Origin of the sequence: Pseudomonas sp. WS 5071, from assembly GCF_012985765.1 — a bacterium.
GTDB lineage: Bacteria > Pseudomonadota > Gammaproteobacteria > Pseudomonadales > Pseudomonadaceae > Aquipseudomonas > Aquipseudomonas lundensis_A.
The window spans coordinates 187,776-200,046 of sequence record NZ_JAAQWY010000001.1 but is presented as its reverse complement, the minus strand read 5'-3'; the positions used below and the strand labels follow the sequence as shown (position 1 = coordinate 200,046).

Sequence of the window (12,271 nt, the reverse complement as noted above, 5' to 3'; positions counted from 1 at the left end):
CATGGCGTTCATTGTTTGCGCTTTTATTCGCGGGGTTATCGCCTGTGCAATCGGGGAGATCGGAGGCGATGATGATCAAACCGGTCACAACATAGCCCCGAGCCATAAGCCTCTTCTTTTACGTAGCCCCTAAAGGGAGCACGGCTGAGAACCATGAAGCCCAGTCATTGAATGAATGAACCTCATACACAGTAATCAGGAAGAGAGTGCCCAGATTGGCGATCACGGTATGTAGGACGTGTCCATAAGCACCATCCGCCCAATTCGAATTCCTGCTCGAATGGCCCTGGCACACCCCTACAGATGGCCTGCCATAGCAGGGTGGCCTGCGTTGGCGTAAACTTGCGCGCTTCTCGCAGCCCGCTGGCTGCACATTCCTATTTTTCAAAGGTGCCCGCCATGCCTTGGCTGCAAGTACGCCTCGCCATCAGCCCGGAACAAGCCGAAACCTACGAAGACGCGTTCCTCGAAGTCGGTGCTGTTTCGGTCACATTTATGGATGCCGAAGACCAGCCGATCTTCGAGCCCGAGCTCAACACCACCCCGCTGTGGTCGCACACCCACTTGCTGGCACTGTTCGAAGGCGGCACTGAAGCCGAACTCGTCCTGTCCCATCTGGCACTGCTGACCGGTGCGCCATTGCCGGAACATCACGCTGAAGTCATCGAAGATCAGGACTGGGAACGCAGCTGGATGGACAACTTCCAGCCCATGCGTTTTGGCCAGCGCCTGTGGATTGTGCCGAGCTGGCACGCCGCGCCTGAACCCGAGGCTGTGAACCTGCTGCTCGACCCGGGCCTGGCGTTCGGCACCGGTACCCACCCGACCACGGCGCTGTGCCTTGAGTGGCTCGACGGCCAGGACCTCAAAGACTGCAACGTGCTGGACTTCGGCTGCGGTTCGGGCATTTTGGCCATCGCCGCGTTGCTGCTGGGCGCCAAACAGGCCGTCGGCACTGACATCGACGTACAGGCACTCGAAGCCTCGCGCGACAACGCAGGCCGTAACAACATCGCTGAGGCGTTGTTCCCGCTGTATTTGCCAGAAGACCTGCCACCCGTTCAGGCAGACGTACTGGTGGCCAACATTCTGGCCGGTCCGCTGGTCGCCCTGGCGCCACAACTGTCGAGCCTGGTCAAGCCAGGTGGCCGTCTGGCGCTATCCGGCATCCTTGCCGAGCAAGGCGACGAAGTGGCAGCAGCCTACGCGCAAGACTTTGATCTGGACCCGATCGCCAATCGCGATGGCTGGGTGCGCATCAGTGGTCGTCGGCGCTAGAATGCACGCCTGTCTAATCCGGGTGGCCGCATGAGCGATAGCTTCGTAACACAGTGCCCACATTGCCAAACCAGCTTCCGCGTCAACCATTCTCAATTGAGCATGGCCCGCGGCGTGGTGCGCTGTGGCGCTTGCCTGCAGGTGTTCAATGCTGCGCAGCAACTGCTCAACAAGAGCGCTGAAAAGCAACAGCAAACCGCTGTTTCTGTCGCCGCGCCTCAGCCCGTCGAGCCGCCTGCCCAGCCTGAGCCCATCAGCCAGAAACAATGGCAGGCTTCTGAGCTGGACCTCGACCATCTGGATCTGGACAAAGAACTGGCCCGGCTTGAAGAGCTGGAGATTCAGCCCAGCAAAAGCTTCGGCCAGGCCTCTGCCAGCAAGCAAGATACGCTGAGCGCACGTCGCGACAGCGATGCCAACGAAGAAAGCCAGTGGTCGGACAGCCTGTTCAGCGAATCGGCCGCCGAGCGCGCCGAAGCCATCGAGGCAGAACCTGCGCATGTTGAGCCTGCCGAGGCTGGCCGTACCGAACCGTCGTTGTCCCTGGACCTCGACGATCCGGATGACACTCCGCCCCTTCAGCTATCGCTGGATAAGGATTCGGAGCCGCCGCTGATGCACCTGTCGGCCGTGGATGATGACGATGACGACGAGCCATTGGCGCCGCCATCTGTCCTCAAGGACAAACGCAAGCGGCACGAACCTGGGGTACGAGAAGAGGTTCTGCAAAACCTGGTCGACGATCCACTGCACCTCGACTGGCAAAAACGCCGCACACCCTGGGGCAAGCGCCTGTTGTGGTTATTGCTGGTATTGGTGGCCGCCGCTGCGCTGGGCGGCCAATACATTGCCTACCACTTTGAAGAACTAGCCCGCCAGGACCAATACCGCCCGATTTTCCAGCAACTGTGCCCGACTCTCGGTTGCACCGTGCCGTCCAAGGTTGACATCGACCGCATCAAAAGCAGCAATCTGGTCGTGCGCAGTTACCCTGAGTTTGCCGGAGCGCTGGTGGTCGATGCGATCCTCTATAACCGCGCGCCCTTTTCGCAACCTTTCCCCTTGCTGGAGCTGCGTTTTGCGGACCTCAACGGAAAAATGATTGCCAGTCGTCGTTTCAAACCCGGCGAGTACCTGAGCGGGGACATGGCGGACAAGGCTGAAATGCCACCTCAAACCCCGATCCACGTGGCACTGGATATTCTGGATCCGGGGCCAAAAGCGGTGAATTACAGCTTGAGTTTTCATTCTCCGGAATGAAAAGCCCGCTTTTTTGGCCGAACGCTTGAGCCCCCCCCTGAACAGCGACCTGCTTTTAGCGCCTCCATAGGCGACTCTTGCATTGGCCCGCTGTTCAATTTTTATCCAATTGCGTCTTTATCCGGTCATCGAGAGCGGGTATCATGCCAACCCTTTTTCGAACTCCCAAGATCCGGCCCCACAACAGGGAAGTCCTATGTCGGCGGTACGCATCGGCCCATATACATTGCACAACGGTTTGATCCTCGCCCCGATGGCGGGTGTCACCGATCAGCCCTTTCGTCAGCTTTGCCGACGAATGGGTGCAGGCCTGGTTGTTTCGGAAATGGTCACCAGTGACATGAGTCTCTGGAACAGCCGTAAATCGCGCCTGCGCATGATTCACGACGGTGATCCCGAGCCCCGTTCGGTACAGATCGCCGGCGGTGATGCGCACATGCTGGCAGACGCCGCCAGGGCCAATGTGGAACTGGGCGCACAGATCATTGATATCAACATGGGTTGCCCGGCAAAAAAGGTCTGCAACAAGGCTGCCGGCTCCGCGCTACTGAAAGACGAAGCATTGGTGAACGAGATCCTGCAGGCTGTCGTGGCTGCGGTTGATGTGCCGGTCACCCTGAAGATCCGTACCGGCTGGGACCGGGACAACAAAAACGGCCTTACCGTGGCAAAAATCGCCGAACAGGCCGGCATCACAGCACTGGCGGTTCACGGCAGAACCCGTGCTGACCTCTACACCGGTGAAGCGGAGTACGACACCATCGCCGCGATCAAGCAGGCGGTGTCGATTCCGGTCTTTGCCAACGGCGACATCGATTCACCCCACAAGGCCCGTCACGTCCTCGACGCGACCGGCGCAGATGGACTGTTGATAGGCAGGGCGGCTCAAGGGCGGCCCTGGATTTTCCGCGAAGTGGATCATTTTCTGCGTACCGGGCAGCTATTGCCGGCACCGGAGATGAGCGAAGTGGAACGTATTCTGCTAGAGCATCTGGCCGCATTGCATGCCTTCTATGGGGAGGTGTTGGGCGTTCGCATTGCCCGCAAGCATGTCGGCTGGTATCTCGCAACCTTGCCGGGCGCCAAGGAGTTTCGCGCCCACTTCAATCGTTTAGAAGATACGGAAGCACAATGCGCCAACGTTCAGGCGTTTTTCGCCGAACGACACAAGAGCCTGGGGACAGGGGACGAAGGATGGGTGGCCGCATGACGATGATGACCGAGACATTAGTGAGTGGAACAACGCCCGTGAGCGACAACGTCAATTTGAAACAGCACCTCAATACACCGAGCGAAGAAGGCCAGACCCTTCGCGGGAGTGTCGAAAAGGCGCTGCACAACTATTTCGCCCACCTGGAGGGCGCTGAAGTCACGGACGTGTACAACCTGGTTCTTTCCGAAGTCGAGGCCCCCTTGCTCGAATGCGTCATGAACTACGTCAAGGGCAACCAGACCAAGGCTTCCGAGATGCTGGGGCTCAATCGCGGCACCCTGCGCAAGAAACTCAAACAGTACGATCTGCTGTAAGCATTCAATCAAACCTGAAAGGCGTCCTCGTAAAACGGGCCGCCTTTTTTGCTGACTCCTTTGCTTTTGATGGAAATCGAGATGACCGATCAGACTACCCGCCTGCCGATCCGCCGCGCTCTAATCAGCGTTTCCGACAAAACCGGAATCCTTGATTTCGCCCGTGAACTGGAAGCCCTCGGCGTCGAGATCCTGTCCACTGGCGGTACATTCAAGTTGTTGCAAGACAACGGTGTGGCCGCAGTTGAAGTCGCCGATTACACCGGCTTCGCGGAAATGATGGACGGCCGGGTGAAAACCCTGCACCCGAAAATCCACGGCGGCATCCTGGGCCGTCGCGGTATTGACGATGACATCATGAACGAGCACGGCATCAAGCCGATCGATCTGGTTGCGGTCAACCTCTACCCCTTCGAAGCAACGATCAACAAGCCCGGTTGCGACCTGCCGACCGCCATCGAGAACATCGACATTGGCGGCCCGACCATGGTGCGCTCTGCGGCCAAGAACCACAAAGACGTCGCCATCGTGGTCAATGCCAGCGACTACGCCAATGTGCTGGAAAACCTCAAGGCCGGCGGCCTGACGTACGCCCAGCGCTTCGACCTGATGCTCAAGGCGTTCGAACACACGGCGGCCTACGACGGCATGATCGCCAACTATTTGGGCACCATAAACCAGACGGCTGACACCCTGAGCACCGAAGACCGCGGCCAGTTCCCGCGCACCTTCAACAGCCAGTTCATCAAAGCGCAGGAAATGCGCTACGGCGAGAACCCGCACCAGAAAGCGGCGTTCTACGTGGAGGCCAAACCGGCCGAAGTCAGCATCGCCACGGCTACCCAGCTGCAAGGCAAAGAGCTGTCGTTCAACAACGTGGCCGATACCGACGCTGCGCTGGAATGCGTGAAGAGTTTCGTCAAACCAGCCTGCGTGATCGTCAAGCACGCCAACCCGTGTGGCGTTGCCGTAAGCCCGGACGCCGAAGGCGGCATCCGTCAGGCTTACGAACTGGCCTACGCCACAGATACCGAGTCTGCGTTCGGCGGCATTATCGCCTTCAACCGCGAGCTGGACGCCGAAACGGCCAAAGCCATCGTTGAGCGTCAGTTCGTTGAAGTCATCATCGCCCCGTCCGTCAGCGAAGAAGCCCGCGCCATCGTGGCCGCCAAAGCCAACGTGCGCCTGCTGGCTTGCGGCCAGTGGAGCGAGAACCGCGCCCCGGCGTGGGACTTCAAGCGTGTGAATGGTGGTCTGCTGGTTCAAAGTCGCGACATCGAGATGATCGGCAGCGAAGACCTGAAAGTCGTGACCCAACGCGCACCGACCGAACAAGAGATCCACGACCTGATCTTTGCCTGGAAAGTGGCCAAATACGTGAAGTCCAATGCCATTGTTTACGCTAAGGGCCGTCAGACCATCGGCGTGGGCGCTGGCCAGATGAGCCGCGTCAACTCGGCACGCATTGCAGCCATCAAGGCCGAGCACGCAGGTTTGCAGGTTCAGGGCGCGGTCATGGCCTCGGACGCGTTCTTCCCGTTCCGTGACGGCATCGACAATGCAGCCAAAGCCGGCATTACTGCGGTGATCCAGCCAGGCGGTTCGATGCGCGACAACGAAGTCATCGCCGCGGCTGATGAAGCCGGTATTGCCATGGTGTTCACCGGCATGCGCCATTTCCGTCATTAATTAGGCGACGACCGTTCTGAACCCGGCCTCTGCTGCGCAGGGGCCGACCTCGATGATGTGTATTGCCAACAGGCGACTGCGCTCACCAAGGTCGACTCCGCCTGCATCGACCGGTCTCAGTACGGGCTCCTGAAGCGTCAAGCGTTTTGGGCTCTCATTAGAATTCAGCGTCATCCGAGGTTTTTGAAATGAATGTTTTGATCATTGGCAGCGGTGGCCGCGAACACGCACTGGCCTGGAAAGTCGCTCAGGACCCACGCGTTGCAAAAGTGTTCGTAGCCCCGGGCAATGCCGGTACAGCCATTGAAGCCAAGTGCGAAAACGTCGCCATCGACGTGCTGGCCCTTGAGCAACTGGCCGACTTTGCCGAGAAGAACGTTTCCCTGACCATCGTGGGCCCGGAAGTGCCGCTGGTGGCAGGCGTGGTCGATCTGTTCCGCTCCCGTGGCCTGGACTGCTTTGGCCCTACCGCAGGCGCGGCACAGCTGGAAGGCTCCAAGGCGTTCACCAAGGATTTCCTGGCGCGTCACAAGATCCCGACCGCCGATTACCAGAACTTCACCGAAATCGAACCGGCGCTGGCCTATCTGCAAAAAGTCGGCGCGCCGATCGTGATCAAGGCCGACGGCCTGGCTGCAGGCAAAGGCGTGATCGTGGCCATGACCCTGGCCGAAGCCGAAGACGCCGTGCGCGACATGTTGGCCGGCAACGCCTTTGGCGAAGCGGGTTCGCGTGTGGTAATCGAAGAGTTCCTCGACGGCGAGGAAGCCAGTTTCATCGTGATGGTCGACGGCAAGAACGTATTGCCTATGGCAACCAGCCAGGACCACAAGCGCGTTGGCGATGCGGACACTGGCCCGAACACCGGTGGCATGGGCGCGTACTCGCCTGCTCCGGTGGTGACCGCCGAGGTTCACCAGCGCGTGATGGATCAGGTGATCTGGCCGACCGTTCGCGGCATGGCCGAAGAAGGCAATGTCTACACTGGCTTCCTGTATGCAGGCCTGATGATCGACAAAGCTGGCAACCCTAAGGTCATCGAATTCAATTGCCGTTTTGGCGACCCAGAAACCCAACCGGTGATGCTGCGTCTGCAGTCGAGCCTGGTGTTGCTGATCGAAGCTGCCCTGGCTCAGGCACTGGACAAGGTTGAAGCGCAATGGGACCCGCGTCCAAGTCTGGGCATTGTCCTGGCAGCCGGCGGTTACCCGGGCGATTACGCTAAAGGGGCGGTGATTCACGGTCTGGACGCTGCGGCGAAGCTTGAAGGCAAGGTATTCCATGCCGGTACGGCGTTGAATGCTGCGCACGAAGTGGTCACAGCCGGTGGTCGTGTACTGTGTGCAACGGCCATGGGCGACACCGTGGAAGCGGCCCAGCAGCACGCTTACGCGCTGGCCAAAGCCATCGAATGGGATGGCTGTTTCTACCGTAATGACATTGGTTATCGTGCAATTGCACGCGAACGTGGCGACCGTACGGAATAAGCAATCCATATGGATAGGCAAGGGCATCTCACCCTTGCCTAACTATTCCTGCGCCGCGCATAGTTATCTTTAGGCTTTACTCTACGAAGGGATTTCGCCGTGCGCTGGCTCAGGATCGCCACTGGTTTTTTTGTCAGTTTATTGACCGTTTTACTTGTTTTACTGCCGGCACATGCTGCTCAGGGCAGCAATTGGTCAGTGCTGTCAGATCCCCAGGGCACCCTGCAAATCAGCGATGTACATTCGCCACGATTTGCCACTCAATTCAGCCCCATTGAACTCGATCAGCTTAAAGCCGCTGAGCCGGGCGAAGCACTGTGGCTGCGGTTCCGGCTGGTGCCGGACAAACACGAACAAATCCTGAGGGTATTTGCGCCCGATGTGTCCCGGCTGGACCTGTATGTGCTCGACGATCAGAAACTGATCGAAGAAGTCACCGCCGGCAACAGCCTGACCCAAGCCGACAAACCCTTGCCAAGCAGCGACTACATGCTGCCGCTGCCCCAGAGCAGCCGTACGCTCGACGTCTACTTACGGCTGGTTTCCGACCATCAGTTGCGCCCGTACATCACCCTCGACACGGCTGTCATGCTGGCGGCCAATCAAGGTAAGCCCTTGATGTACGGCTTGATGCTCGGTTGCCTGCTGATGCTGATACTGCACAACCTCACACGCTTTGCGTTCACCCGCTCGATCAGCAGCCTGTGGCTGGCAATCTGTGAAGGGCTGCTGCTCACCAGTTCTGCGCTGTTCCTGAACCTGCTAGGACCCTGGCTGCCCGAGTGGCATGGCGCGCAAACCCCCGGCGCTTATCTGGCGCTTCTGCTGACAGCGCCTTGCGGGCTGATGTTCGCCTACAGTTTTTTCTCGTCCCGCGGCCCGCATCCGCTCAACAGGCTACTGCTGGCCGACATCCTCATCATCGCCCTCGGCGGCCTGCTGTTACTGTTCATCGACGGCTTGCCCCTGAACGTAATGACCTACGTCCTGGTCGCCCTGGCGAGCCTGAGCATCTTGTTGGTGTCGGTCTATCACCTGCAAAAAGGCTATCGCCCGGCACGCCTGTTCGTGGTGGCCATTGCCATTTTCAATCTCGGCACATTGGTGATTCTGCCCGCCCTGCTGGGCCTGACCCTGATCGCACCGCAAGAGTTGGTCATGGCGTTGATGTTTATCGTCTGCGTCAGCGGCTTCCTGATGAGCCTGGCGTTGAGTGAGCGCAATCGAAGCATCACTGAAGACGCATTCAGCATCAGCCGCGAACTGGCGGCCAGTAACGCCGAAGTCAATGCCAAGGCCGAGTTTCTGGCCAAGATCAGCCATGAGATCCGCACCCCGATGAACGGCGTGCTGGGCATGACCGAGCTGCTGCTGGGTACGCCGCTGTCCGTCAAACAGCGGGACTACGTGCAAACCATTCACAGCGCTGGCAACGAGCTGCTGACGCTGATTAACGAGATCCTCGACATCTCCAAGCTGGAGTCCGGGCAAATCGAGCTGGATGACGTTCAGTTTGACCTCAATGCCCTGATTGATGACTGCCTGAGCATTTTCCGCACCAAAGCTGAGCAGCAGAACGTTGAACTCATCAGTTTTATTCAGCCGCAAGTGCCGCGTGTCATCAGCGGCGACCCTACCCGCTTGCGCCAGACGTTACTGAGCCTGCTCGAAAGCGCGCTAAAGAAGACCGACGAAGGCGAAATCCTCATCGTTGTGGCACTCGAAGAACGAAGCGACCCGCCACGCCTGCGCATCACCGTTCAAGATTCTGGCCAGCCCATGGATGAGCAGGAACGCGACGCCCTGCTGCACGCGGAGTTACACAGCAAGAACTTCCTCGCCGCCACACGTCTTGGCGGGCATCTGGGGCTGGTGATTGCACGGCAATTGATCATGCTGATGGGCGGCGAGTTCGGCATCAAACCCGGCCAGAGCAAAGGCAGCAGCCTGTGGATGACCTTGCCGCTGGACCCTCAGCACCTGGAACACCAGACCTCGGACCTCGACAGCCCGCTCAAGGGCGCACGCGTGCTGGTGGTCGACGACAACGACACCTGCCGCAAAGTATTGGTGCAGCAATGCACCGCTTGGGGTTTGAACGTCAATGCCGCAGCGTCTGGCAAAGAAGCCCTGGCACTGCTGCGGACCAAGGCTCACTTGCGTGACTATTTCGATATCGTCTTGCTCGACCAGAACATGCCGGGCATGACGGGAATGCAGTTGGCGGCCAAGATCAAGGAAGACCCGAGCCTCAATCACGACATTCTGCTGGTCATGCTCACAGGCATCAGTAATGCGCCGAGCAAAATCATTGCGCGAAACTGCGGGATCAAACGCATCCTGGCAAAACCAGTGGCCGGTTACACCCTGAAAACAACGTTGGCCGATGAGCTCAGCCAACGCAATAAAGGTCAGGCCCTCAGTAAACCCGTGCCGGGCAAGCCCACGTCGCCCACCACCGTTCCAAGTGACTTCCGGATCCTGGTGGCTGAGGACAACAACATTTCCACCAAAGTGATTCGCGGCATGCTCGGCAAACTCAATTTGCAACCCGACACTGCCTGCAATGGCGCCGAGGCACTGAAAGCCATGAAGGCCGAACGCTATGATCTGGTGCTCATGGATTGCGAAATGCCGGTGCTGGATGGCTTCTCGGCCACTGAACAATTGCGGGCGTGGGAAGTCAGCAACCAACGGGTACGCACGCCCGTTGTGGCATTGACCGCTCACATCCTGACCGAACATAAAGATCGCGCCCGTCAGGCTGGCATGGACGGTCACATGGCCAAACCGGTGGAACTTTCGCAACTGCGCGAACTGGTCGAATATTGGGTTGCACAACGTGAGCTGCGTCAATCTCAGGAACAATCGCCCTCGCTACATTAAGGGTGAGTTTGCCGACAGATTTCCAACCGCCTGATAGACTTTCGGCGCCTTCCCTCGATGTGAGCCCATACCATGCTCCATATACTGTTCAGTGTGTATTTGAAGATGCTGGTGCTCTACAGCCCGTTCTTCGTGCTGTCGTGCTTTATCAGCCTGACGCGGGGTTACTCGAACAAGGAACGTCGCCGTCTGGCCTGGAAAGTCGCTCTGGCAACCCTGATCTCCAGCGTGTTGCTGTACCTGTTCGGGCGCACGATATTCAACGTCTTCGGGATCACGGTTGATGCGTTCCGCATCGGCGCCGGCAGTGTGCTGTTCATCTCGGCACTGGGCATGGCTCAAGGCAAGTCGGCAGTGCAGACAGACAACGTGCAGCAGGACGTCACCATCGTTCCACTCACTATCCCGTTGACGGTCGGCCCGGGGACGATCGGTGCATTATTGGTGATGGGGATTACCCAGCCGCACTGGGACGACAAACTCATGGCAATTACCAGCATCGCGCTGGCCAGCCTCACGGTCGGAATCGTGCTGTACCTGTCTAACCGTATTGAACGCATTCTGGGGGAACAGGGGCTGCAGATTGTCAGTCGCTTGATGGGTCTATTCGTATGCGCGCTTGCAGCACAGATCATCTTTACCGGGGTTAAAGGGTATCTGGTGCCTTGAGCGCTTACTTATTGCTCTGCACAACGTAGCTGCGGCCTTAATGCTTCAGGTTTCTGAAAAATTCATCGCCAATTTCACTCAACTTTTGCAGGACAGTTTCCCGGTATGGGTCATAGGCTTCAGTCTTCAAATAAAACCCTGCCCAGGCTGTTTGTACATCCAAAGCAGCATCCGTCTGAATTTTTTCGTTGTTGAAAAAAATATTATCGAGCTCGATGCGTGTTGTAACCCTCATCCCGCTTATGAATATAAAACTCCCCAATTCGTTACGCGGCTCGCAAGGAACAAACTGGTAATGGGCCATTGAGTTTTTACGATTACGGCTTTCAAATATTTCTTGAGACGCTTTATCCAGCCTCAACATCTCAATTGAATGTTTAAGTGCTGCGCGAAGCGATGCTTGCTTAACGTGTTTAAGGTCATCTAAAACAGCCTCTTCCAAACTATAAAATATGCCCGCTTTCGGAGCGTGGGGCAGCACATCTTCATCAACCTCCCACCCAACATCCAGCAAGCTATCACAGAACAAGTCGAACCAGTCCGTAAGAGGACTGTTCGGCTTTACGTTCTTGTCTGCACTGTATTGAGCAAGTGCAAGGCTGTCCATAATATCCTGTTGTTCTTGGGGCGAGAATCCGTCAACAAATGAAAGAAGACTACCACCGACCATAACGACGCGATTACTCATTCAGTATGTTCCTTTGCAGCACGTGTGCTTTAAATAAGTTGCCGCGCAAACCCGCCGGGCTCGGCAAATCACATTTCTGTTCCATCCCTATTCGTTGCGCGGGGTAGAGGGGGTATCTACTCGATTAAACAGCCCGATACTTTAATTAATCGCCACGTCGACAATCTGATCGGCTGCTACATCTTTCACAAAAGCATTTATATTACCTCTGACCTTTTCGTACATACGCGCATTCAACTCAGCACTTGATACCGTCAGCGAGGGCGTGCCAATCAGTTCTTTTCCCTCTAAGGGCCGAATAAAAATACTTGCGCCCAGATCCCCATGAACGCTCATACGAACCTGAACCGTTAACAACTGATTATGAGGATTGAGCACACTGAGCAGGAAAGAAACATTTAAAGAATCTTGATCATTCGGGGTCAGATCAGAGACAGAACGCTTGAATACTGAATCAAAAAACACTTTCTGCGCCCGCGCGTCACACATTAAAGCCTTTAGCCCATCGCGCAGCAGCTCCAGTGAAACCCCGGGGTTAATAGCGTGCGCGTGATTAATTAGCTCTGATACCACAGAGAGCACGTCAAAAAAGCATCCTCACTTGGCTTTACATCAACATTCTGCGAAAGCGTTGTTATCCACTTCGTCTGTACGCGCGCCTCACCAATACGTTGATCCCAGCTGCCGAGCGAAGAGAATCTGTCAGCTCTACCGTCCGCGTAAAACTGCATAAACAATTGCGAACAGGCAAGATCACTTTCAAACGGTACAGGTAAGTTATCCGGTA

Annotated in this window: 10 protein-coding genes; 8 read left to right on the top strand and 2 right to left on the bottom strand. The window is 57.2% G+C overall.

Annotated elements, in window-relative coordinates:
* Positions 1-399 precede the first annotated feature (399 nt).
* The 8 genes from prmA to tspR all read left to right on the top strand — a co-directional run bounded on the left by prmA (position 400) and on the right by tspR (position 10,796).
* Entirely contained in the window at positions 400-1,278 is an 879-nt protein-coding gene (prmA, locus tag HBN61_RS00795; protein WP_094992036.1) for a 50S ribosomal protein L11 methyltransferase, read from the top strand.
* A gap of 30 nt (positions 1,279-1,308) precedes the next feature.
* Entirely contained in the window at positions 1,309-2,538 is a 1,230-nt protein-coding gene (locus HBN61_RS00790) for a DUF3426 domain-containing protein (protein WP_170045980.1), read from the top strand.
* Positions 2,539-2,734: 196 nt separating this feature from the next.
* Entirely contained in the window at positions 2,735-3,748 is a 1,014-nt protein-coding gene (gene dusB, locus HBN61_RS00785; protein ID WP_094992034.1) for a tRNA dihydrouridine synthase DusB, read from the top strand.
* Positions 3,745-4,065, top strand: a complete 321-nt coding sequence (fis, locus tag HBN61_RS00780; RefSeq protein WP_019408796.1) for a DNA-binding transcriptional regulator Fis — start codon at positions 3,745-3,747, stop codon at positions 4,063-4,065. The genes dusB and fis overlap by 4 nt, the downstream gene beginning before the upstream one ends.
* 81 nt (positions 4,066-4,146) lie before the next feature.
* Entirely contained in the window at positions 4,147-5,754 is a 1,608-nt protein-coding gene (gene purH / locus HBN61_RS00775; protein ID WP_094992033.1) for a bifunctional phosphoribosylaminoimidazolecarboxamide formyltransferase/IMP cyclohydrolase, read from the top strand.
* Between the two features lie 188 nt (positions 5,755-5,942).
* Positions 5,943-7,241, top strand: a complete 1,299-nt coding sequence (purD, locus tag HBN61_RS00770; protein WP_094992032.1) for a phosphoribosylamine--glycine ligase — start codon at positions 5,943-5,945, stop codon at positions 7,239-7,241.
* Between the two features lie 99 nt (positions 7,242-7,340).
* Positions 7,341-10,127, top strand: a complete 2,787-nt coding sequence (locus HBN61_RS00765; protein WP_170045979.1) for a response regulator — start codon at positions 7,341-7,343, stop codon at positions 10,125-10,127.
* A 72-nt stretch (positions 10,128-10,199) separates the two neighbouring features.
* Complete coding sequence (gene tspR, locus HBN61_RS00760) at positions 10,200-10,796, top strand: type III secretion system genes modulator TspR (protein ID WP_094992030.1); 597 nt, start codon at positions 10,200-10,202, stop codon at positions 10,794-10,796.
* A gap of 37 nt (positions 10,797-10,833) precedes the next feature.
* Here the strand turns inward: tspR and HBN61_RS00755 are convergent, their stop codons facing one another.
* Positions 10,834-11,484 (bottom strand): hypothetical protein, encoded by a 651-nt coding sequence (locus HBN61_RS00755; RefSeq protein ID WP_170045978.1) that lies wholly within the window; start codon positions 11,482-11,484, stop codon positions 10,834-10,836.
* 141 nt (positions 11,485-11,625) lie between these two features.
* A complete protein-coding gene (locus HBN61_RS00750; RefSeq protein WP_170045977.1) occupies positions 11,626-12,066 on the bottom strand; it encodes a hypothetical protein in 441 nt (146 codons plus the stop codon).
* Between the last annotated feature and the right edge of the window lie 205 nt (positions 12,067-12,271).